Source organism: Blautia sp. MSJ-19 (genome assembly GCF_018918125.1).
GTDB lineage: Bacteria > Bacillota > Clostridia > Lachnospirales > Lachnospiraceae > Blautia_A.
In genome coordinates, this window is sequence record NZ_JAHLQA010000002.1 from 108,228 (window position 1) to 134,561 (window position 26,334).

Here is a 26,334-nt window from a genome sequence, read left to right on the forward strand (position 1 = left end):
GGAGAATAGAACGGATGGAATTGTGGCTTTCACAGGCAGAAAATGCCAGACAGAAACTGAATAAGAAAATACTGCTGAGTATTTTTGTGGAGGCATTGCTGATCTTTGCCACCTTTGGAATCGGCGTCTGTGAAATATTGCATATGCTTACTGGAATGCAGATTTCATGGCTGTATCTGGCCGGAGCAGCAGGAAGTATTCTGCTTTGTCTGTTTTTGGAAAAATGGCATCGATTTGGTATACAGGCAGGAGCCGTTTTTTTTATTCTGTATGTGGGTGTGCTGCTGATTTTTCATGCGACAATTCAAAATGGAATGCTTGGGGTGTGGAATCAGGTGGCAGATATGTTTGGGAGCAAAGCCGGAATCTATCTGACACGTTATGCGGTTTCAGAGAATGGGATGGCGGCAGACCAGGTATACTTTCTGACATTGATGGGAATTGCAGCAGGAGTGATCGGCTATGCAGTCACACGCCTTCGACTGAGTATTCTGCTGCTCTTATATAGTATGGTGCCTCCGGTATTGATCAGTCTGCTGGATCAGAACCCGGATGGAAGAATGACAGTTCTTTTTTATACAGGTATATTTCTTCTGATCAACTGGATAAGTTCATCGAACAGAAATATCCAACAGGAAAAACATGCACCGGCATTTGCAGCAGGAGCTTTGTTTCTGTGTATTGTGGCAGCAGTGAGCGGGGGGAGTTTCCAGTTGCTTGTGCCGGAAACAGGATATGAGACATCAGAGCTGGTGACAAATGCCCGGGAGGAATTTCGGGATAAGATAGAAACATTCCGTTTTCAAAAAGGAAAGATCAACACATTGCCGGAAGGCAGACTCAAAGAAACAGGCGAGTGGACTGCATCAGATGAAACTGCACTTACAGTAAAAATGGAGGTTCCGGATTCTCTGTATCTCAGGGGCTTTGTCGGAAGCGTATATGATGGAGATCGATGGAAAACAATCTCAACAGAAGATGCATGGAAAGAAAAAACTCTTTTTTACTGGCTGCATCAGGATGGATTCTATGGAGAAACACAGCTTTCTGAAGTCAGAAATATGATTCAGGATGATACACTTTCTTCTGAAACAGGCACCATGCAGATTACAAATAATCATGCAGACAGCCGATATCTTTATACCCCGTATGAAATGACAGAACTTCCGGAAGGCTATACGGGAGAGACCGCACTGACGGACAGTACACTGGCATCCGGAGGCCTGTTTGGAAACAGAAAATACAGCCTGCAGACGATGGGAAATCTGGTAAAAGATTTTACGACCCTTGGAGCTGAAAGTTATCAGATGCTGGCAGAGGGCGGGCAGATGGGCTACAGGGAGACGGAAAGCTATTATAATGCATTTGTATATGAGCAGGACACTGTACTTCCAGATTCACTTACCAGCTTGTTTCAGAAGGAACTGGGAAATGGCGGAAACCGGGAACAGGGGCATACAGATTACTATACTGCAATCTCTAGAATACGTGCATATCTGGAGAAAAATATGACATACAGTACAGCGACGGATCCCTTTACAGATTCTGGTGATTTTGTAACCAATTTTCTTACAGAATCCAAAATCGGACACAGCGTGCATTATGCTACAGCAGCAACACTGATGTTTCGGTATTACGGAATTCCTTCCAGATATGTGGAAGGTTATCTGATCACGCCGGAAGATGTGCGGGATAAGACTGCGGGAGACAGCATTGAGATTCCGGGAAAAAACGGACATGCATGGACGGAAATCTATATGGATGGTCTGGGCTGGGTACCGATAGAAATGACTCCGGAATATTATGGTGTTATGGAGGAACCGGATCTGACCCTTGGTCTTGAGGCACAGGGAAGCCGGACAGCTCCGCTGCCGGAAGTCCAGGATCATACGGAAGAACTTCCGGATATCCAGACACACTGGAACCTGAAACTGGCACTTGCAGGACTGACAAGATTTCTGGTATTGCTTTTACTTGTGATTGATGTGTTCTGCATTCTTTTCTTTATGATCGTGTGCGGCCTTCGGGTTTATGCAAATTTTCGAAGAAAAAAAGCATTTGCCTCGAAAGACAGTCGTGTGGCTGTACGGGCACTGACTGGCTATGCGGTACAACTTTACCATCATGGAGATTATGGACCAGAGTTGAGTGATCGTTATCAGACAGCATACCGCACAGGTGAAAAAGCTGCATTCAGCCGACATGAGATTTCTGAAAAAGAACGAAAAGACGTAGAACAGTGTGTGGCACAGATGATAACTGAATTAAAGGCAAAAACAGGCTGGTATGATCTGTGGATCATGAAGTATATTGAACGATTATTATAAGAAAGGAGACACACCGGATGAAACAAAAAAGGAAATTTGACAAAAAACAGATTCTGGTGGCAGTACTCCTTATGGTGGGAATTGTATTGTCCGGTGGATTTTTTGTATGGGGGATACACGGACAGCAACCGGAGGTCGTCGAGAATCCGGTACAGGGAATCAATGCAGCGAGTTCTTTTAAGGGTTATTTGGGAAAAGGATATGCTTATGCAGGACCGGAGACAGATGATGCCGATGGCATAGACAATACAGATATGCAGGCACAGACACTGGAGGAACCTGAGGAAGAGCAGGAAGAAGAGACAATACAGGAAAATCCGGAAGAAACAGAGCCTGATACTGCACCGGCAGAGGAACAGCCGCAGGAAGTCTATGAAGATACGTCAAATGAAGAAAATCCTTTTTCAGAGGACGAAAATGCACAGGACTCCGAGACAGTTCCGGATGAGATCGTCTACGACAATGAAAATAAGGATGAAGAAGATGAACAGGAGGCGCCGGAGCAGGATGACGACACCAACCAGGATCAGGCAGATTTGCCACCGGATGAGGATGGTACTGATCAGGTTCCGGAAGAAAACAGATATCCGTCAGTTGCGACAGATCTGACGGACGGTGAAACGGTGCAGGCTTCTTATCGAACTTTTTATGTACAGGCATATGATTATCAGGGGAATGTTCTTTCTTCGGCAGCATTGGAGGTGACTGGGAACGGACAGAAATTGTATTCCATTGGAACAGACGGGCAGGGCATCGTTTCGTATCGCCTGGAATTGAATGATGGCAGCAATACGGTCAGTATCCGTGTCACGGACAATGAAGGCTGGAGCACGACGATCCCAGAGTATACGATCTATAAAGGTGCAGATGAACAGCCACAGCCGGAGGGTAGTATCACGATCAGTATTGAGGCGGGAACCGTAGGGCTGGGAATGCTTCTGGCACCGCAGCAGGTGGAATATTACCAGGGAGAACAGCTTGCATCAGTCCTTTTGCGGACGTTGGATGCGAATGGATTTGACTGGAGAAATGTAGGAGAAGCTACAAGTGGATTTTATCTGCGGTCCATCGGGAGAAGTGGGATGACTGCGGGAGCTGCGATCCCGGATGAACTGATGGCGCATCTGAATGAAGTAAACAGTCAGCTCACAAGTCATGACAATGACTGGCTGGGAGAATTCGACTTTACGATGGATTCCGGATGGCTGTACTTTGTCAATGGAGAATATATGAATACAGGAATGTCTGGCTATTTTCCGGCAGACGGAGATGTAGTGAGACTGAGATTTTCGCTGTATGCAGGCGCGGATGTTGGCGCTGGACAGAACGGTGAGACATGGGGAGACTGGTGATGAAAAAAGTTCTGGCAGGATTTCTTTCTCTGGCACTTTGCCTGGGAAGTGTTCCGGTTTATGGAGCGGAAGAAAATATAGAAATACAGAACACAGAAGAATATACGGAGTCAACAGAGTCCACAGATTCAGAAGAGCTGCCGGCTGCGGAGGAAAACGCAGAAAGTGGCGAAGGCGAGATAGAGATCGGGGAAATCGGGGATGAGGAGTCCGGAGATGAAGAAAGCGAGGAATTTCCGGAAATTTCAGACGGAGAGCAGGAAACGGATTCTTCAACAGAAATCCAGGAAGCTGCGGAAGTGGAATTTCAGTCTGATGTCGGCAGTGAAGCAGAGGATTATCTGGAAAATCTGACAGTTTATACAAGCAAAGAGGGGACATTGCCTGAAAATATCCGTACACCGGAACGCCGGGAAGATATGGACCAGGAGTTTGGAGGCAGAGTATATACTGTAGAGTACAGTTCCTATGCGTCGGCAACTTCTTTTTATGTATCTGCAGATCTGACAGATCTGGCCCCGGAGGGAGCAACGCTTCGGATGTCCGCGTGGAGTATGGATGGCAGACTGCTGGCGACAGAAATGGAGCCGAAAGCTTTTTCAGACGGAAAGAGGTACCGACTGAACGGACGTACCTTTGGAAATGGGGAAAATGGCGGGATCCGCACGGTTTATACAATCGAAGCCGGTACCGAAGAAGAAATGCAGACATACAAACTCGTAGTACTGCGAAGACTGGATCTGTCCGGAATCGGCTGTTATCTTCCGGAGGACGAAGATCTGGCCCGTAATCTGATTTCGGAGAAATTTGACAGTGCAGCTCGCGAGTATTCTGCAGAAGTGGCAGAAAATGTTACATATGTGCAGGTCAGTGCACAGGCTTATTCAGATGTTTATTATGGGCTGACAGTCAACGGAGAACCAGTACAGAGTACGGCACCGGTACAGGTTCCGCTTCAGACAGAGGGAGATACGGAAATTGTTCTGACGATGTCCACAGAAGGCAGTTATAATGACCCGGATTATCAGAATCTGACATATACTTCGGAGGGAACTTACCGGATCATTGTATCCAGGCAGCAGAACAGTGCGGTGGAATTCAAGGTGACACCACAGAATGCTGTGGTCAGTGTATATGACAGCAAGGGAGAACGGGCAGCTGCGTCTGCCGAAAATGTTTTCCTTTATGATGATCTTGCGGCAGGAAGCACCTATACATGGAATGTATCGTGTTATGGATACAAATCCTGCCAGGGGAGTTTTGTAGCGGGGGAAGTACATGAGATCACGGCAGAACTGGAAGAAGCAGACACCAGACAGCCGGAGATTGAAGATAATGACTGGATCAACTACCGGAACAGTGACAGTAATAACGGAATTACATCAGCGTCAACACCGGCAGATGCAGAAGAGACGATTCAGAAATGGGCGGTCAAGATTGGCGGAGACTGGAACTCAGCAGTAACGCCTCCTTTGGTTTTGGGTGGCTGTCTGTATGCGGCATCCGGCAAATTTATTTATAAGTTAGACAGAAACACAGGAGAGATTCTTGCGGTCAGTGAAGAACTGGTGGGAAGTATGGTCTTTGCATTGAATCCACTGACTTACGCAGAAGGAATGCTGTTTGCACAGGTTGGTGGAGGACAGATTCAGGCACTTAGTGCGACTACTCTGAAATCTTTGTGGGTCAGCGAACCGGTAGGGGGACAGACACTGTGTCCAATCACTTATAAGGATGGTTATATTTATACTGGTACCTGGAATTCAGAGACAACGGCAGGAACATATTTTGCATTATCTGTGACAGATGAAGATCCTGCAAGAGGGGATGAAGTTAAGCACTGTATCTGGAAGTACAGTCACAAAGGCGGTTTTTACTGGGCCGGTGCTTATGCTTCTGAGGAGTATCTGGTCTTTGGATCTGACGACGGAGCAGCAATAGGAGCTGATACAAATACATCTATTCTGTATTCTGTGTCTACAAAGACCGGAAATATGCTGGATAAATTGTCTGGTATTAATGGCGATATTCGTACTACGGTATCCTATAGCAACGGCTATGTATATTTTGCGACAAAAGGTGGCTATCTGTACCGTGTCAAAATGAATGCAGATGGAACTTTTGGACAGGTCCTGAGCTATGATCTTGGTGGGATGGCAACTGCAACACCGCTGATATATAATGGAAGGATCTATATCGGAGTCTGTGGTCAGGGAGGACAGTTCAATGCGGATGGAGGTCATCATTTTGATGTTCTGCAGGAATCTGAAAATGCACTGAGTCTTGCATATTCTGTACAGGTGAGTGGCTATCCGCAGGCAGCTCCGCTTTTATCGAATGCTTATGAAAAGCAGGATTTTAATGGAGATGGCATAGCAGATGGAAGAGTCTGTGTTTATTTTACGGCGAATGCATTTCCGGGCGGCATTTACATGTTAAAAGATGAGCCTGGACAGACCGAGGGCAAGGCAGAAGAGATTTTTGTACCGGATACGGAACAACAGCAGTACAGTATCAGTACGCTTTGTGTAGACAGAGATGGAACGATTTATTACAAAAATGATTCCAATTATATGATGGCAATCGAAAAAAATGATGCTTGTCTGACCGCTGTGGAAGTGACGGCCGAACAGGGAGAGGTAATCTGGGACAGATCTTATCAGAAAGATAAGACCGGTTATAACCTTTCCTGCGGAGAAAAAGCGGGACAGATCACTTTCCGTTTTCAGGTAGCAGAAGGAGGAACGCTTACTGTTAACGGGAATGCATGTGATGGTACGTTTACCACAGAGTTTACGGGAGAAGAGATGCCGGTAACGGCAGTGATTTCCAAAAATGGAAAATCAAGACGATATGTATTTACGCTTACCGGGGACAGAAGCAGTGCGGCATTAAAAAATCTGACAGTGAGCAGCAGCAATACTTATGCAGATACGGACAAACAGATCACACTGAATCCGTCGTTTGCGACTGATCGATATGAATATACGACAGAATGTTATGAAGGAGAGGGTTCACAGCTCAATATCTTTGTGGAGCCGGAAGATGAATCGGCCAGCATCCATGCAGAGGGTGTCAGTGGAACCAGAAAAGTTACCGATTTTGGACTGACAGCCGGAAGCGGCAAAGCACACAGAATTGCAGTATATTTTGCGGAAGAGGAAGCGGTAGCACAGGTAAGGATCCAGATACAGACAAAGACCGGAAAGACAGCTTCTTATTTAGTTGTGCTGCGGAGAACAGATATCTATCCGCCGATTCTCACAGGTGGACAGGCTGCTCGTTATGAAAATGGCAAAGTCCGTATCACATTTGTTTCAAATGAGGCAGGAAGATATGCATATCAGGTGGTGTCAGCAACGCAGAAGCCGGAATTTTCTGAGGAGTTTTCAAATCAGATGGTACAGGGAAGCAATACGTTTGACCTGAATATTCCTGAGGATGAGACCGGAGATGTATATATTCTTGCATGTGATCAGGATGGGAACAGAATGTCACAGCCGATGTGTATTTCGGTTTCCGCATATCGGACATTTACGGTAAACATCCGGACGACACCGGAGGATGCTGTGGTGGAGATCACAGATCAGGACGGACAGATACTCAGTCCGGAGAAGAACGGATATACATGGGTTGAGGGAAATACGTATCGTATTCAGGTGTCAAAAACCGGCTATGAGACAGTGAGCGAAACGGTAAAGGCAGACAGTGATAAAAAAGAATACAGTTATACATTGAAATCAATGATGAGCTCTAATGCAGAGCTGAAACACCTGTATGTTTCCAGTTCGGATACCTATGGAAAAGGCATCCAGAAAATAGATCCGTCTTTTGAGATGCAGAAGACGAGTTATACAGTGACATATGGAGGCGAGAGACAGAGCCTGAACGTATGGGCGCAGGCACAGGATGCCAAAGCGGCTGTCCGCGTGTATGCACTGACAGGAATCAGCGGATCTGTTGTACAGAAGGATGAGACAATTCATGAGAGCAAAACAGAAGACGGACATGTATTCTGGAAAATTGTTTTTGCACAGGGAGAGAAAGAAGCGAAGATTCGTATGCAGGTGACTGCTGAGGATGGCACTGCAAAGAATACCTATCTGACACTCAGACTGACAGACACGACTGCACCGGTGCTGAAAAAAGTCAGCGCGAGCAGAATTGCGGAGGACAAAGCATCCGTAGTATATAAATCCAGCGAAAAAGGATACCGTTATTTTAAAGTGATAGATGCCGGTGCAAAGGTTCCGACCATAAATACCAGTGGCAATGGAACGGAAATTCAGGCAGGAACAGACACGGTGTCTCTGACAGGTCTGACAGCCGGTGAGAAGGATCTTGTGGTCGTAGTTAAGGATGCTGCAGGTAATGTGAGCGAACCTCTGGTCATTCGGATTCCGGATGTCCGAAAGGCAAATGGAAATTCCGGTTCAGCAAATGGCGGTGTGATTCAGCGTCCTGGAAGCGGAGGACATAAATCACAGGCAGGAATTCCGGGAAGCGGTTCAAATGGAGAAGGATCAAAAGCAAATCTGAAAATGGTCAGTGGAAACGGCTCAGGAGGAAGTGACTCCCAGAAAGGCAGCGTGTCTGAAGGAAAGAAGAGCAGCAAGGGAAAAGGCACAAAAAAAGGCACTGGAGATTCTTCTGAGGAAACCGTAGAACAGAAAAAAGCAAAGTCCAACAAAAAGGCTGACGGCAAAAATGGAGCGGATGAAGAGAACTCTTCGGGTCAGACAGCTACAGAAGAAAGCACAGAGGAAGAGCAGTCAAAAGAGAAAAAAACTTCCACTGGCAGTGTGATGACCGGATTAAAAGAGATGAATCGTGGAATCTGGATGCTTCTTATTCTGGCAGTGCTGGGAGTCACTTATGTCCTTTTCTGGATCAGGGCAAGATATTGTTACAGAAGGAGAATGTTGAAATGAATCAGAAAGTAAACGATGCTTTTTCAAATTGCCATCCGTTTTTGAATTTTTTCTATTTTACGGTGGTGCTGCTGTTTACCATGTTCAACCAGCATCCGGTTTTTCTGGCAATCTCTTATGTCAGTGCGGTGACTTATGCTGTGCTTCTGCATGGATTAAAAAAGACACTGAAGCAGATGTTTCTTCTGACCGGACCAGGACTTTTGGTGGTAACACTTCTTAATCCGCTTTTTAATCATTATGGTGTGACCATGCTGTATTATGTAGAAGCAAGTGGAAACTGGATCACGCTGGAGGCACTGGTGTATGGACTGGTGCTGGGTGCAGTCATGTTTATCATCATTCAATGGTTCAGCTGTTATAATAGTGTAATGACAACAGATAAATTTGTGTATCTGTTTGGACGAGTGATTCCGGCATTATCACTGGTACTGTCTATGGCACTTCGATTTGTTCCACGATTTACGGAACAGTTGGGAAAAATCCGTAATGGACAAAAAGCCATGGGAAGAGATATAGCGAATGGCAATGTGCTTAAACGGGCAAAGCATGGGATGAATATTTTATCGATCCTTGTGACCTGGGCATTGGAAAATGCAATTGAGACTTCTGATTCTATGAGAAGCAGAGGATATGGGCTCCGTGGAAGAACTGCGTTTTCCATATACCGCTATACTACAAGAGACCGGTGGCTGACCGTGATCATGACAGGCTTGTTTGCTGTTTTTGCAGTGGGCTGTGCCGGTGGCGCTGCCTATGCGGTGTATGATCCGCAGATTGAACTGGCAGGCCTGACCGTGCAGGGAAGACAGGCAGCGGTGAGTTGCGGGACACTGCCTGCAATAGCAACTTATGTGGCATTTGCACTGTTCTGTTTCCTGCCGGTACTGTTGCATGCGGCAGAAAGATGGGCGTTGCACAACAGGAAAAAAACAGTGGGTACCGATATTGGGCTGACCTATCGAAAAATCTATGAAGAACTGGAACAGGAGAGAACGTGTTCATGAATATAGTGGAAATCAGAAATTTCAGTTTCAGCTATCCGGAGCAGCAAAAAAAAGCTCTTAAGCAGATGAATCTGGATATAGAAGAAGGCACTTTGAATGTGATCTGCGGCAGGAGCGGCTGTGGGAAAAGCACATTGCTTCGTCAGATGAAAACAGTTCTGGCACCACACGGAGAGACAGAAGGGAAAATCCTTTACAAAGGTATACCGCTGGCAGAACTGGATCACAGAACGCAGAGTCAGGAAATTGGTTTTGTGATGCAGAATCCGGACAATCAGATCGTAACAGACAAGGTGTGGCATGAACTTGCATTCGGACTGGAAAGCCTTGGATATGACAGTCCGACGATCCGGCTCAGAGTAGCAGAAATGGCAAGTTATTTTGGAATTCATCAGTGGTTTTATCGTGATGTAAAAGAACTGTCCGGAGGGCAGAAACAACTCCTGAATCTGGCTGCGATCATGGCGATGCATCCGTCTCTTCTGATCCTGGATGAGCCGACGTCGCAGCTGGATCCGATCGCGGCATCTGACTTTCTGGAAACGGTCAAAAAAATAAACAGAGATATTGGTACGACGGTAATTCTGACAGAACATCGCCTGCAGGATATCATTCCGTTTGCGGATCATGTGTTTGTCATGGATCAGGGGGAACTTCTTACAGAGGGAGAGCCAGGTGAAATCGGGATGGAACTGAAAAAGAGACAGCATGGAATGTTTCTTTCCATGCCGGTTCCGATGCAGATTTACGGTGCTGTGGACAGTGATCTGCAGTGTCCTCTGACAGTAAGCGAGGGCAGGATCTGGATGCAGAAATATCTGGAAGAGCATCCGGCAGGCAACATGTACAGTCAAGATGACAACAGGGAAAACATGCATCATAATCAGGAAACTGGTTCGACAAAAGAAAAGAAGAAAAAAGAAAAACCGGTGATTGAAGTAAAAGATGTATGGTTTCGATATGAAAAAGACAGCCCGGATGTAGTGCGTGATCTGTCATTTCAGGTAAAAAAAGGGGAATTTTATGCCCTGGTAGGTGGAAATGGTACCGGCAAAAGCACGACGCTGTCTTTGCTGAGCCGTATCCGTGCACCGTATCGGGGCAGAATCTGCCTGGAGGGGAAAGATATTCGTAAATTCAGTGACGGAGAACTGTATAATGGATATCTCGGGGTGCTTCCACAGAATCCGCAGAGTCTGTTCCTCAAAAAAACAGTGCTGGAAGATCTGTATTCTGTGATCGGTGGAAAAAAGGAACGCAGGTCACAGGAATATCCGATCGCAATGCAGAAAGAAAAAGCAATCGAAGGGATTGTAAGTCTGACCAGGCTGGAGGGTTTGCTGGAGCGACATCCGTATGATCTGAGCGGTGGCGAACAGCAGAGACTGGCACTGGCAAAGGTACTTCTGCTCAGACCCAAAATCCTTCTGATGGATGAGCCGACAAAAGGAATGGACGCAGAGTACAAAGAGGAACTGGGAAAAATCCTCAGGAAGCTTCAACAGCATGGAATTACCGTGTTCATGATCTCTCATGATGTAGAATTTGTAGCAGAATATGCAGATCGCGTAGGGCTGTTCTTTGAGGGAAATATAGTTACAAGCAATGAGACGCGTGCCTTTTTTGCAGGAAACAGCTTCTATACGACTGCTGCGAATCGGATGGCACGGCAGTTCTTTCCGGAGGCGGTCACAGGAAAGGATGTGGTAAGATGCTTAATGAACAAGAATTAGATCAGTTTCTGGACGAGTTCATGGATACAGAAAAAAGAACGGCACTGACCATGCCTGAACAAAAGAAAAAGAAACACAAAAAGGAAATGGTGACAGAGGAGTATACGCTGCCATCGGATGGACTTATTATCAGACAGATGAAAAAAGAAGGAACGGTCAGCAAACGAACCTGGGCAGCAATGTTTTTGCTTTTGCTGGTGGTTCCACCGGTGTTGTTTTTTTCAGTAAAAGTTTTTCATGGGAGAAAATACCTTCTGTGCAGTCTGATTGTGGTGATTGCGGCGATGCTGCCTTTTTTTATGATGTTTGAAGGCAGGAAGCCAAAGGCAAGAGAAATCATGGTCATATCGGTACTTGCAGCAATCGGTGTGGCTGGCAGGGCTGCCTTTTTTATGGTCCCGAGCTTCAAGCCGGTGGCAGCGATCGTGATTCTGACGGGGATATCCTTCGGCGGGGAAGCCGGATTTCTTGTGGGATGTATGATCATGCTGCTGTCCAATATGTTTATGGGACAGGGACCATGGACTCCGTGGCAGATGTTTGCGTTTGGAATCATTGGATACCTGGCAGGCATTCTCTATCAGTGTGGGATTCTCAAAGCAAAAAAAACACAGCTTTGTATATTTGGATTTCTCAGTGTTTTTCTGATTTATGGAGGTATTATGAACCCGGCCGGAATCCTGATGTCTTATGGATATATTACAAAAAGCACCTTGATTGCCTATTATATTTCCGGGGCACCAGTCGATCTGGTGCATGCGCTTTCTACGGTATTTTTCCTGTGGGTACTCAGCCGGCCGCTGCTCGAAAAGCTGGAGAGGATCAAGGTGAAATACGGTCTGATCGAGAAAAATGCCTGATTGGGCAGAAAAAATCAGATGTACAAAAATATTAAAAACTCATTGTTGATAATTGTGAGAAAAAATTGACGAAAATGTAAAAAAATGGTATAATGTAACGAACAAAATAACCAGACGTGGTCTGATTTGGTGAAATTAGTTTATGGAAATCCGGTGTGAATCCGGAACGGAATCGGCTGTGATAGGTGCATGACGCGGAATGCATGTTTAGTCAGCGTAACTGACACGTTGTACAGGGCAGAGACTCATCAGATTTATGAGGCTCTGTTTTTTGTTGCTAAAAGTGAATTTCACAAAAGGAGGAGAAAAGTGAAGAAAAAAGAGTTAATGAGACGATTGTCAGCGATTTCCATGGCTGCAATGGTCACTGTAACAACTGTTCCTTCCAATGCATATGCAGCAGATGTTGATTTTGCCGATGGCGATCAGGAGGTCGCTGAAGCACAGGTGCAGATGGACGGGGACGAAGGACAGAACTTCGAAGACGAAAATGACCTGTCCGGGGATGAATTTTCAGATGGCTCAGTCTTTACGAGCGGAGATGGTGCGGAAACTCCGGCAGTAGAGAATGGCATTGATCTGTATGCGGACGGAGATGCAGATGAGGATGCAAAAGCAGCTGCAGAAAAGTATCTGAAAGAGACCTATCTGACAGATGAAAACGGTGTAGCTACAACAGCCAAACTGATTTCTAATGGTGGAACCGGTGTTACTAAGAGTGAAGATGGCAAAACTTATACTATAGGTCTCAGGACGAATGGAACCGGAAGTAATCTTACTTCTGTATTTTTCAGAACTTTCAGCAGTCCGTACAAGAACGGCTGGTATATCGACAGCGAGGAGGCGGGAGAGTATTTAAATCTTACCACCAAAACAGCTGTAAAACGAGGAAGCACACCGATTCTTAAACGTCCGACTGCAGAAGAAGGTCCAAAGAGCATTAAGGCAACGCTGAGACTGTTTTCCACAGATACGGATGATTCTGTAATCAATGATGAGACACAGGCAGCAGAAGCAGCTCTGGCAACACAGGAGTTTACCATCATTCTGGAGGCAGCAGAACCAAGCTATACCATGACCGTTAAGGTGCAGGATGAAGACGGCAATGCAATCGATAATGCAACAGTCACATTGGAGAAGGACTGGAGCACAGTTTCTGCGAAGGCAGACGGCTCTTACGACATGGAAAAGGGTGCAACTTACACTCTGACTGTCAAAAAAGACGGATATAACGATTACAAAGAAACCAACTTTACGTTCAATCCGACAGAACTTAACACAGTCAAGACCGTTACCCTGAAGAAAATCGTTACAAGAAATATTAAATTTAATGTAACAGACAAGTCTGGTAACCCGATCGACGGTGCCACTGTAACTGTTAAAAAAGGTTACTATGATAAAGTTCAGCCAGAAGCAGACGGCAGCTATAATCTGATTGATGGAACTACCTATAACTATACGGTAGAAGCTAAGAACTACAAGAGCATTTTAAACCAGAGTTTCACTCCGGACAAAGATGGCTCGATTGATGTTCAGCTTGAAAAGAATATCAGTGCATATACCGTAACCATCAATCCGGTGGACAGTGAAGAAAAAGCAATTGAGAATGCATCCGTCAAGGTAACCTACGAAGAGGAAGATCCGTGGGATGAAGATGAAACAGAGACTGTAGAACTCAAGGCGAATGAAGATGGAACCTACACCATGCAGAAGGGTGTAACTTACACCTATACTGTTACAGCACCGGATTACAAAGATGTGACAGATACTTATACTCCATCCGGTGATGATGAGAATGTTTCTTTCAATGTCAAGATGGTATCGAGCATTGATCCGGCAGATGTAGAAACCGTAAATGCCATCAAAGAAAAATTTGATGCAGAAATGGGAGCACTCCGTCCGAACTTTGCAACAGACAAAAATATCCTTGATCTTGTAAATCGCAAGATTGCCGGATATACAGATATTGATACAACAGGTGTAACAGTTTCTGTTAAATCCAGCGATGATACAGACTGGGTTGCAGCAGATGGAACAATCCATTACAGAGCACAGTCTCCGGATCAGTGGGGAAACAACCTGAAGAATGTAAGTCTTGTTTATGTGTTTGAAAAGAATGGTGCAAAAGCAGAAACTGAAAGCCGCGTGGCTACAATCTGCTGGGATCGTGATTACTTCAATACACAGATGGAAGCAGATAAGGATAACCTTACCTGGGACAAGATCAAAGGCTCCAATACAGATGTAGCAGGAGTGACATCTGATCTGACACTTCCACAGTGCCTGAACACCAGTGCCAAAATGGCATGGTCCAAAATTACATGGACATCTTCAAATGAAGACGTGATCAGCTTTAAGGATACAGGATATGGTTCCCTGATCGATGCCAAAACAGGTGTGGTTACTCAGCCGAAAGAAGATACAGAAGTAACTCTGACAGCTACCTTTAATGCAAATGATACACTTCTGAACTCCTATGTAGAAAAAGTATCTGATTTTGCAACCCTGACAAAAGAGTTCAAAGTAACGGTTAAGGGTACCGGCGAGACAGGACCTACAGAAGAAGATCTTCTGAGTATCCTTGATCAGTATTACACCGCAGATCAGATTAAGAACTTTGGTACGGACGAGACAGCAGATCTTGAAAACTGTACATCCGATCTTCAGCTTCTGAGATACACAAGAATCAAAGATGCAGAAGGAAATTATGTATTTGCAAACAAAGAGATCACAGTAACATCAGACAATGATGCAATCACGATCAATGGTTACAGAGCAGCGGTAGACAGATTTGCAAGCGAAGAAGATGTTCAGGCAAATCTGATCATTACCTTTACGCGTGACGGCGTAACTGCAACCAAGAAGATTCCGGTCACAGTCAAAGCGATTACAGAAGCAGAAGTTCAGGATCAGTTAGATCTGATGGAGTATGCAAAAGAACATTACTTTGACGGAATCAACGACGGACAGTATGCAGACAAAGATTCCATTACAGGAGATCTGCATGCATTCCAGGAACTGACTGCAGATAAGACCTGGATCTACAACAATGATGACAAGACTGGTAAGGGTATCGTCCCGGATGAATTCCCAGAGTACGATGCGATGGCATCAAGCTACAGATTATTCAAATCATCCAACAATGCAGTAGTACAGCATGAAAATCTTGTTGTAACCAGAAGAGAGACAGATACACAGATCACAATTTCCTCTGTACTCAGCAGTGAGCTTTACAAAGACGCTGCAGCAAAACATCCGGAAAATACAGTTCTTCAGAAACTTTACAAACAGCCTGTTTCTGTAACAGTTACCATTAAGGGAACCAAGACAGCAACAGAAGGTCTTCAGCAGGTAATAGATGAAGCACAGACACTTCTGGATGAAATGACAGAAGGAACAGAAGCCGGACAGTATCCGGAAGGCACCAAGGCAACACTTCAGACAGCAATTGACGCAGCCAAAGAAGTTCTGGCCAAAGAAGATGCTACAGAGAAAGAAGTAAATGACGCAACCCTGGCACTTCAGGATGCAATTGCAGCAGCCAAAGAAGCACAGAATGTAGCAGTTTCTGATGTCAAAGTCAGAGTAAATATGGCTGGCAAGCAGGCAGAACTTCATGCATTCAGTGTTACATCAAAAGACGCAGCTGCATATGGATATGAAAAACCGGATGCAATGAAGAATCAGGTAACAGTAGCAGATGCACTGTATGTGCTTCATAAAGAAATGTACGGCGAAGCATTTGATGCAGATCCGTCCAAATATCTGGTTGTAGGAACAAATGGCTATATCAGCACAATTTTTGAAGATACAACAGGCTATGTCGGCTATTATGTAAACAATAAATTCCCACAGGATGAGACTGGTAATGGAAGCCTGGCAAATACAACGGTACTTAAGACCGGTGATGAGCTGAGTATCTTTATGTATGCAGATACCACGAACTGGAGTGATAAGTTCCTGTATTTCGAGGATGTTCCGACAGAGCATTGTGTAGGTGAGATTCCGGTAACTGTCAAGAGCGTTCCGATGATGTCCAGTGATGCGGCAGAAGAAGCAGACTGCACAGTTGAACTGAAGAACCTTGAAACAGAAGAAACTGCAGAGTTTGTAACAGACGAAAAAGGTGTTGCAGATGTAACTGTAGACAAAGCAGGAAAATATCAGATTACCGTAACAAAGACTCCATACGACTATATTGTTGCACCGACTGCTGAAATCGAAGTCAAAGAGCATGTATTTGATGAAGGCGTTGTTACAAAAGAAGCTGCTGTAGGCGAAGCAGGAGAGATGACTTACACCTGTACAGTCTGCGGAGCAACCAAAACAGAAGAAATCCCGGAGAAGAACTTCTACGGTGAAGGAACAAAAGAAGATCCATATCAGCTGGCAACAGCAGATGATCTTGTGAAACTGAAAAATATCGTAAAAGAAGGCACCAGCACAGAGTGCAGCGAAGGTACCTGCTTTATTATCATGAATGACATCACACTGCCGGATGGATGGACTCCGATCGGTGAAACAATCGATGGAAGCAACAACATTCAGAGTGGTAAAAACCTGCATGCATTCAGCGGTATCATCGATGGAAACAACAAGACGATCACTGTTCCGGAAGGCGGTCTGCCGTTACTTGGATATATCAAAAATGCAGAAGTGCATGACCTGAATATCTACGGAACCAGAATTGCAGGATATGGTCTGGTCAACAACTATGAAGGTGTTGGACTTTCCGGAAATGCGATCACATTGGATAACATTACCTTAAAGAGCGGAACCAGCACATTAAAATCCGGTCTTCTGGGTGCAAACAAGACAACAAACGGTTATGCAGGTGCTTCTGCAGGATTTGTTGCAACGATCCGTAATTGTACAGTTGAAGCCGGTGTAGTAATCGGTTATGACCGTGAGCAGAGCGTAATCGGATCCTTTGCAGGACGTTTTAATGGTACGATCACAAACTGCGTAAGTAATGCAACTGTTTATGGTAAAGATTTTGTAGGTGGAATCCTTGCAGGAAAAGACAATTCCATGAGTGGATGCACGACAACAGGCTGTACGTTTGGTGGAACTGTTGTGGCAAGCGGAAAGAATGCAGGTGGTATTGCCGGTGGAGATTATATCGATATTGGCTTAGCTCCAAATGCAATCCGCATGAACATCAGCAATTGTACCGCAACCGGTACGATTATCGGTGCAGACAACGTAGGTGGTATCATGGGTGGTGATCCTACAGTTATTCAGTCATATGCAAATGGTAACCATTCTATAAAAGACAATTTCTTTGCCGGTAAAGTAAGTGCTACAGAAGGTACTTATGTGGGTGGAATCATCGGATACTACAGAGGTCTGAACCGCTATGATGACATTGCAGGAAATACTTATACTGCAAACTGTGGCGCAGAACATGGAATTGGTCATGTGGAATTTGTGGATACTTCCAGCGAAACTCACGAAACCGAGATTGGTGAAAACTATATCAATACTGCAAATGGTACTTCCGGACTTCCGAGTGTTCCAGATGCCTGGTTCCGGTGGAGAGCAAATCTTAACCGTACAGATGATCCGTTAGGAGCAGATGCAGATAACCTGGCTAAGAAACTGGGTGAAGAGCAGAAATCTCTGTCCGTATCCATCAGTGCAGACAAAGAATCTGCAATGCTGAATGATACTGTAGAGATCACAGCAGCAGCAGAAGGCGGAAGCGGAGAGTACACATACAGATTCGTAGTAAGCGATGCAAACGGAAACGAATATGTACTGAGCAAAGGTTATACAAAAGACAACAAAGTTACATGGACAGCCGGAGTAGCCGGAACAAAGACACTGTATGTAGATGTCAAAGACAGCGAAGGCGCAGAGAGAAGAGCAACTCTGGAAGGCTTTGAAGTCAAAGTTGCAGAAACAGATCTGAAAGCAGAACTTACTGCAGATCCTTCCACCGACGTTACTGTAAATGACAAAGTAAAACTGACAGCAGCAGCAGAAGGCGGTGCCGGAGACTATGAATATCGTTTCATGGTATCTGACAACAAGGGCAACTGGTACATAATCCGTGATTTTGCAGCAGAGAATACCTGTGAGTGGGATGCATCTGTAGCAGGAAAGAAAACTCTGTATGTAGATGTCAGAGATGGCAATGGTACAGTGAAGAGAGCAAGTCTGAGCTTCGAAGTTGCATATACAGAGATGAATGTTGGTCTCAAAGTTTCCAAAGGAAGCCTTACAGACGACAAACTTCTTACTCTGACTGCAACTGCAGCAAACGGAGTCGGAACTTACAGCTACAGATTTACTGTTTCTGATGAATTTGGCAATGAATATGTACTGCAGAATTACAGCACAAAGGCAACCTGCAACTGGTATGCAAATGTAGCAGGTAAGAAGACACTGAGTGTAGATGTCAAAGACAGCACAGGCGCAGTGAAGACTGTAAAGATTGGCTACACTGTAAAAGAAACTGCAACAGATCTGACTGCAAAAATGACAGTAGATCCTGTTGACAGCATTCTCAGCGGTGAGCAGGCAGTTATCACAGTAGACGCTGAAGGCGGAAGCGGTGCTTACATGTATAAGTTCCTTGTTTGCGATAACAATGGTAACTGGTATGTACTGCGTAACTATGGCATTGGCAACACCTGTGTATGGAATACCACAGTAGCTGGCAAGAAGACACTGTATGTAGATGTCAAAGACAGCAGCACAGGAGTTGTCAAGAGAGTAGCAGCTTCTTATGAAGTCAAAGAGAAATAAAATAACAGGCATCTGACAGCCGGTTATAAGTAACTGATAATATGTTATACGATACGGTCCCTTTTGGAAACAGTTCTGAAAGGGACTGTATTTAAGTATAAAAAACAAAAAAGTTCAAAAAGGAGGAAGGGAATGAAACAAAAAAGAAATTCAGGCCGCATGCGGATTCTTGCATGGATCCTGACAGCGGTTATGTTGTGTACAGGTATGAATACGACTGTATTTGCTGAGAACATAACATTCGAAGATGAAATCATGACAGAAGCTTCTGTCAACGATGATGTGGATGTGCAGATCGATGCAGAAGACGAAGAAATTCCGGAAGCAGAGATTCAGGAGGAGGCAGAAGACGAAGAATCCGAAGAAGAGATCACTGCTTTTTCAGATGGAGAACAGGAAGATGCAGCATTGCCGGAGATGACCGACGGAACAGCAGCAAAAGCGGTAAACAATGGAGATACCGCATCCGTTACAGTATATCTGTCTCTTTCACATGACGCAGACTATTTAAGTGAGATTGGAAAACTTAAGGAGCCAGTTGCACTCAAAAAGCTTACCGTACCGTATTTTGACCTTGCAAATTATGGACTGCAGAAATACTATTTTTCTTCTGAAGATTATGATTCTTCAGGAGTAAATGTGGGAACAGCAGAGACAGCATATAATCATGTAACAATGCTTCACCTGCTGATTTATGCAACAGAGGTTCTGTACTGTGGCGTGGATGAATCAGCAGCTGGCCAGGGATATCTGAAAACGCAGGGTTATCTGGATGATGGAAAGACCTTGAACATTGAGGGAAACAGAGGTTCTCTTTTTATGAGAAATTTCTGGGGTATGGATCTCAATCTTACTTATTATAAAAATTATCAGTATCCGATGGCAGATACTAGTTGGGGTTCCACCGCGGACCAGATTCTTATGAAAGATGGAGATGTCTACACACTGGCACATTATACAGACTGGAATTTTTATACAGATTCTTCCGCAGGCTTTAATTACCTGAAAGTAAATGGAACAGCTACAGAAGCAACGGTGAATCGTGCAGATGAAGACAGTGCGACAATTGAAACATGGTGTGCCAGCGAAGACTGGAATGATCCGAGCGGCACTGCACAGAAAAAAATGACACAGAGCTGTAAACTGTTTTATGTTCCTGTAGATGAGATGTGGGATGGCGATATCAGCACCTGGGATTCTCTGGGAACGACAGAAAACGGAGCGTTAAAGGTGGACCTCAGCAAACTTTCCAATGGTACTTATTTTGTGGCAATGGAAGGTCAGAAAGGAACCGAAAATCCGGCCAGCGTTGTATCCTCACCAGGCGGAATTTACCTGACCGTTACCGGAGAAGCAGTCAAAAAGGAACTTTCTGTTTCTCTGACCCTTGACAAAACAGAAGTGCAGGGCGGTGACAAGGTAAGACTTTCTGCGGAAGCGACAGGTGGAAGCGGCAGTTATACCTACAAATTTATCGTATGTGATGAAAAAGGAAACTGGTACAGACTGAAAGATTTTGGACAGGAAAATGTATATGAGTGGACGACGGGTCCGACCGGAAAGAAAACTCTGTATGTAGATGCAAAAGACAGCAGTGGAACGGTAAAAAGAGCAGAAGCAAAATGTGAAGTTACGGGTCAGCCTCTGGATGTAACACTGAGTGTATCGCCGGAAGGAAGTGTGATGAGCGGAGAGACTGTAAGCTTACACGCAAAAGCGACAGGTGGAAGCGGCAGCTATACCTACAAATTTATCGTATGTGATGAAAAAGGAAACTGGTACAAAATGAGAGATTTCAGAAGCGACAGTACGCTCAGCTGGACACCAGGTCCTGCAGGAAAGAAAACTCTGTATGTAGATGCAAAAGACAGTTTTGGAACTGTAAAGAGAGCGTCTGTTGTATATGAAGTAAAAGCCAGCAATCTGAGTGTTGTATTGAAAGTCTCTCCGGCGAACAGTGTTGTGAGTGGAAAAACAGTAAGACTGAGTGCAGAAGCATCAGGAGGAATTGGCGGTTATACCTACAAATTTATTGTATGTGATGAAAAAGGAAACTGGTACAGACTGAGAGACTTTGGTGTCGGCAGCACATTTGACTGGACACCGGGACCTGCAGGAAAGAAAACCCTGTATGTAGATGTCAAAGACAAGACCGGTCTGGTAAAAAGAGCATCCGTAAGCTATGAAGTAAAAAACAAATAAATCATGAATTCTGCAGATAATCTTTCTGCATGCAAAAGCAGTTCCCTCAGGAAGTCAGCAGACTCTGGCGGGGAGCTGTTTTTATATATTTTATTATATTTAATATAGAAGAAATGAAATTTACATTTTAAATCCATACTCCTATAATAAAGCACAAAAGGAGGCTTTCATATGGGCACTATATTTCCAAGAGAAGAAAAGGCAGAGCAGATTTTTGATGAGATCCTCAAGAATCCGCGTGCCTGCGAGCGATTAAAAAATACATTTTTTGCAGCTGTTCCATCAGCAGAAGAGAGCGAGGGGGCAGGGACAGACATTCCGGGAACTGTTTTTGCGGCGGCATTGTTTCGTGCGTACGAGAATAAAGACCTTTCGGCATTTCTGATGGCAGTATGCAACAACAGTGTATTTGATCTTCTGAGAAATTCATTTTTGATTCCGATTCGTTTTAATGACAAAGGAGTGGAAAATCCGATTTTCCTCACAGATGAAAATGGGGATCTTCTGAATGAATCAAAAAAGCATATTTATGAGAAAAAATATCGAATGTTCCGGAAATTATATGAGGAGCAGGATGAGATTCCGGATTATCGGATGTATATGGCTGATGGTTTCCGCGAGAGTCATGGATACACGGAAAAAGGAGAAATTGAAACGAACAGGATTGCAGAGTATACGGGAATCCTTCTGCTTTTTGAATTTCCAGAAGCAGTTGAGCTGGAAATCAACGAAGAAAGAACGTATGCGATTGTATGGGAATATCTGATAAAATTGCAGGAACAACTTCCACGGGCACTGATGTATTACGGCAAACGTGATGAACAGGGCGTGGAAAAACACACCAGTAAACTGGGAATATTCCTGCCATTCTGCCATTTCGAACGTGAAATGGAAAAGACTGTTGAACTTGCCAACGGAATTGGACTCGGATGCAGGGAGGCAATCATATCGGAAATGAAGGCGCAGAAAGAATGATCTTGAGAAAGAATATAATTACGGGGATGTGGACAGCATGCAGCAGATGATACAAAAAAATCATATGGACATTGCATGGCATGAATATACCGATGATAATGGTGCAGATATTCCGGTCACGCAGGCAAGCCTGACAGAAAAAGCGTCGATCATCGGGCGTGTCGGAATTATGTTCCTGTCCTGTGGAACCGGTGCATGGCGAGTCAGAAGCTCCATGAATACCCTTGCGGAGACGATGGGAATCACCTGCACCGCAGATATCGGGCTGATGTCGATTGAGTATACCTGTTTTGACGGGCAGGAGGGATTTAGCCAGTCCCTGTGTCTGACCAGCACAGGCGTCAATACATCCAAACTGAATCGTCTGGAACACTTTATTCATGAGTTTGAGTGTGAAGGAAAAGACATGTCAGGAGAGGAATTGCATTCTCTGTTGGATGATATAGAGCGGATCCACGGGCTGTACTCCCCCATTGCCCTGGGATTTGCTGCGGCACTTGCCTGCTGTGGATTTACATTTCTGCTGGGCGGTGGGCCTGTTGAGATGTTCTGCGCCTTTGTCGGGGCAGGAGTTGGAAATTTCCTCAGATGCAAACTGACGAAACATCATTTTACCCTGTTTTTGTGTATTGTTTCTTCTGTTTCACTGGCATGTCTGGTATATGCTGGATTCCTTAAGATCGGAGAGATGCTGTTTGGGATTTCCGTTCAACATGAAGCCGGTTACATTTGCGCGATGCTGTTTATCATTCCGGGATTTCCTTTTATCACAAGCGGAATCGACCTTGCCAAACTGGATATGAGATCCGGCACAGAGCGACTGATGTATGCTTTGATCGTGATTCTGGTGGCAACGATGGCGGCATGGATCATGGCGTTGCTCTTGCATTTACAGCCGGTAGATTTTATCAAAATGTCACTGCCGGTAGAACTTTGGATCTTGTTTCGTCTGGTTGCAAGTTTTTGCGGAGTGTTTGGCTTTTCTGTCATGTTTAACAGCCCGGTCGGGCTGGCTGCCACAGCCGGGGGGATTGGAGCTGTAGCGAATACACTTCGTCTGGAACTGGTGGATCTGGCAGGAATGCCGCCGGCAGCAGCTGCATTTATCGGAGCACTCACTGCCGGAATCCTTGCATCTCTGATCAAAAACAAGGTAGGATATCCGAGAATCTCCCTGACGGTACCATCCATTGTGATCATGGTTCCGGGTCTGTATCTATATCGCGGTTTTTATAATCTCGGTATGATGTCACTCTCAACTGCGGCATCCTGGTTTGCGGCAGCAATCCTGATCATAGCGGCCCTTCCCCTGGGCTTAATCTTTGCAAGGATACTGACTGATAAAACTTTTCGTTATTGTACGTGATAAATGGCAGACGGGTGTGTGAAGCCGGAAGAAAGATAAAACAACATATGAGAGGGGGTCAGTACAGAAATGTAGACATTCCATACAGAATGTCCTATAGACGAACGGCCGAAAAGACGGTATACTGTTTCTAACAAATCCATTGGGACGAAAGGAGCAGAAACCAATGTGGGAAAAAATCAATAATTTTTTAAAGGGGCAGATTGTGACATCGATCATATACATAGCCCTGGGAGCATGCCTGGTATTTATGCCGGTCAGTACAATCAATATAATCTGTAAATTTGTGTTTGGAATCTTATTAATTTTAGTTGGATTATATCATATTCTGATTTATGTAGCCGAAAAACTGAACTCTACGATTTTTGATCTGTTTTCCGGTGGTGTTCTGATGGTGATAGGAATTTTTCTGTTCATGAATCCTCAGATTGTAGTCAAGCTTCTCCCAATCCTGCTTGGCACATTTATTCTCGTGGACAGTATCTGGACGTTAAAGGGAAGCCTGAAGCTCAAAAAACGTGGTGCAGGTTCCTGGAAATTCCTTCTTATAGGAAGTATTATCTTTATCGGACTTGGTATTTCTCTGGTAGTGAATCCGTTTACGATGGTAAAATACACCGTGATTTTTGCAGGATGGATTTTCCTGTGCAATGGTGTGATCGACCTGATTTATTTGATTCTTCTGAAAAAGGGATTGAAAGACCTGAAACAGGATGTCGAGGCTGTGGATGCAGATGGAGAGATTATCTCTGATGGAAATAACGGCGAAATAGATGACCTGAACACAGAAGATTCTGCTCAGTCAGAAGAAGTTGCACAGCCGGAAACAGAGTATGCGCCGTGGAGTTCACGTAAAAAAGAAAGATCCACAGAACAATTCCAGAGCGAAGATTCGGTTGCGGACAGTGCAGGCACAGCTGAATTTGTTGAAGAAGTGAGGGAAGAGAACGATGCTTCTGGTGCGGAAGATTTCCGTAGAGAAGAGACAGACAGAGAGGTTTCCGAGATGGAAGACTCTCTGAACGTTGTTTCCGAGCCAACGATCACAGACGATGATCTCTCAGATACCAAAGATGAGAGTCTTCTTGGAATGTTCTCCCGTAAACGTAAACATAAGGAAAAAGAAGACTGATTTTTTCGGCATAACCTTCTCCATTCCAATATTGTAGAACCAGGCACCTTCACCACCACCTTCCTATCTGAATAACTTAGTTTATTTTCATATTCTCCCGTCTTAAACAAAATTTCATATATCATCCCGCCCAGGGGTGTGCAGAGGGGACTGACAAGTCCCTTCTGCGGTTTCATGCATTTCAAAGCAATCGTTTCCTCATTTGTAAAATAGAAATTTTCATATTTTTAAATAAAATATAAAAAAAAGAACATATTTCTTGATTTTTTACTATGGTATAAAAAATCAACAAAAACTATAATAAAGACAGCTTAAGAAAGAACAAATCTTACAAGAAAAGGAGATCAAGAATTATGAAAATGAAAAAAGTTACAGCAATGAGCATGGCAGTTTTAATGGCAGCAAGCATGATCCCATCTGTACCGGTTATGGCAGACGGAGGCGGAAAAGTTTATTACCTTAACTTCAAACCAGAAGCAGATGAAGCATGGCAGAATCTTGCAAAAGCATATACAGAAGAAACTGGCACAGAAGTAACTGTTGTTACAGCAGCATCCGGACAGTATGAGACAACTCTTCAGTCCGAAATGGCAAAAAGCGATGCACCGACACTGTTCCAGGTAAATGGACCGGTTGGACTGAAAAACTGGAAAGATTACTGCTATGATCTGACAGATGCAGAAATCACAAAAGGACTTACCTCTGATGCATACGAACTCAAAGACGGAGATGCAGTAGACGGTATCGCATATGTAATCGAATCCTATGGTCTGATCACAAACAAGACTTTACTTGAAAAAGCAGGATATTCTCTGGATGATATCAAGAGCTACGATGACCTTAAGAAAGTAGCAGACGATATCCAGGCAAGAAAAGACGAACTTGGTGTAAAAGGTGCTTTCACATCCGCAGGTATGGATGGATCCTCTGACTGGAGATTCAAAACACATCTTGCAAACCTTCCGATCTACTATGAGTACAAAGAAGACGGAATCGATGACACAGATGCAATCAAAGGAACATACCTTGATCAGTACAAGAACCTGTTCGATCTTTACATCACAGATTCCACATGCGATGGAGCAGAACTTTCTGCAAAAACAGCAGACGACTCCAGAAATGAATTTGTAAACGGCGATGCAGTATTCTATCAGAACGGTTCCTGGGAATATGCAGAACTTTCCAAGACATACAGCGATGACGAACTTGCAATGATCCCGATCTACTTTGGTGTAGATGATGAAAACGAAGGTCTTGCAACTGGTACAGAAAACTACTGGTGTGTAAACAAAAATGCATCTGACGAAGACGTTCAGGCAACTCTGGATTTCATGAACTGGTGTGTAACATCTGAAGCCGGAACAAAATCAATGGCAGAAGATATGGGATTCACAATTCCTTTCAAAACAGCAGAAGCTCCTACAAACGTATTTGTAAAACAGGATGCTGAGTACACAGAAGCAGGTCTGACTCCTGTATCATGGAACTTCACAACTATGCCATCTGAAGAGTGGAAAAACGGTGTTGGTACTGCTCTTACTGCATATGCAGCAGGCACAGGTTCCTGGGACGACGTTGTAAGTGCATTCGTTGACGGATGGGCTACAGAAAAAGCTCTTTCTGAATAATTCGATCTGAAAAATAACATGTAATCAGCAGGAGGAGGCGAGGTTCTTGCCTCCTTCTGTCAGTCATA

General features: G+C 44.5%; 12 protein-coding genes. All 12 read left to right on the forward strand.

Annotated elements, in window-relative coordinates; genetic code table 11:
* Positions 1–14 precede the first annotated feature (14 nt).
* Positions 15–2,327, forward strand: coding sequence for a DUF3488 and transglutaminase-like domain-containing protein (locus KQI91_RS00650; RefSeq protein ID WP_216390949.1), 2,313 nt, complete (start codon positions 15–17; stop codon positions 2,325–2,327).
* Positions 2,328–2,344: 17 nt separating this feature from the next.
* Positions 2,345–3,679: a DUF4430 domain-containing protein gene (locus KQI91_RS00655; protein WP_216390950.1), complete on the forward strand. Its 1,335-nt coding sequence runs from the start codon at positions 2,345–2,347 to the stop codon at positions 3,677–3,679.
* Positions 3,679–8,610, forward strand: coding sequence for a cadherin-like beta sandwich domain-containing protein (locus KQI91_RS00660; RefSeq protein ID WP_216390951.1), 4,932 nt, complete (start codon positions 3,679–3,681; stop codon positions 8,608–8,610). Before KQI91_RS00655 ends, KQI91_RS00660 begins: the two co-directional genes overlap by 1 nt.
* On the forward strand, positions 8,607–9,617 hold the full coding sequence (locus tag KQI91_RS00665) for an energy-coupling factor transporter transmembrane component T (RefSeq protein WP_216390952.1): 1,011 nt from the start codon (positions 8,607–8,609) through the stop codon (positions 9,615–9,617). The genes KQI91_RS00660 and KQI91_RS00665 overlap by 4 nt, the downstream gene beginning before the upstream one ends.
* The gene (locus KQI91_RS00670) at positions 9,614–11,350 is read left to right on the forward strand and encodes an ABC transporter ATP-binding protein (RefSeq protein ID WP_216390953.1); all 1,737 of its coding nucleotides are present in this window, start codon (positions 9,614–9,616) and stop codon (positions 11,348–11,350) included. Before KQI91_RS00665 ends, KQI91_RS00670 begins: the two co-directional genes overlap by 4 nt.
* Positions 11,329–12,210 (forward strand): ECF transporter S component, encoded by an 882-nt coding sequence (locus KQI91_RS00675; RefSeq protein WP_216390954.1) that lies wholly within the window; start codon positions 11,329–11,331, stop codon positions 12,208–12,210. The genes KQI91_RS00670 and KQI91_RS00675 overlap by 22 nt, the downstream gene beginning before the upstream one ends.
* Positions 12,211–12,519: 309 nt before the next feature.
* A complete protein-coding gene (locus KQI91_RS00680; RefSeq protein WP_216390955.1) occupies positions 12,520–18,963 on the forward strand; it encodes a carboxypeptidase regulatory-like domain-containing protein in 6,444 nt (2,147 codons plus the stop codon).
* Between the two features lie 132 nt (positions 18,964–19,095).
* Positions 19,096–21,165, forward strand: a complete 2,070-nt coding sequence (locus KQI91_RS00685; protein ID WP_216390956.1) for a hypothetical protein — start codon at positions 19,096–19,098, stop codon at positions 21,163–21,165.
* Between the two features lie 171 nt (positions 21,166–21,336).
* A complete protein-coding gene (locus tag KQI91_RS00690; protein ID WP_216390957.1) occupies positions 21,337–22,140 on the forward strand; it encodes a DUF4866 domain-containing protein in 804 nt (267 codons plus the stop codon).
* 37 nt (positions 22,141–22,177) lie between these two features.
* On the forward strand, positions 22,178–23,506 hold the full coding sequence (locus KQI91_RS00695) for a threonine/serine ThrE exporter family protein (RefSeq protein ID WP_216390958.1): 1,329 nt from the start codon (positions 22,178–22,180) through the stop codon (positions 23,504–23,506).
* Positions 23,507–23,672: 166 nt separating this feature from the next.
* Positions 23,673–24,638 carry a DUF308 domain-containing protein gene (locus KQI91_RS00700; protein ID WP_216390959.1) on the forward strand — a complete coding sequence of 322 codons (966 nt, stop codon included), beginning with the start codon at positions 23,673–23,675 and terminating at the stop codon, positions 24,636–24,638.
* 353 nt (positions 24,639–24,991) lie between these two features.
* Positions 24,992–26,266: an ABC transporter substrate-binding protein gene (locus tag KQI91_RS00705; RefSeq protein ID WP_216390960.1), complete on the forward strand. Its 1,275-nt coding sequence runs from the start codon at positions 24,992–24,994 to the stop codon at positions 26,264–26,266.
* Positions 26,267–26,334: the final 68 nt, after the last annotated feature.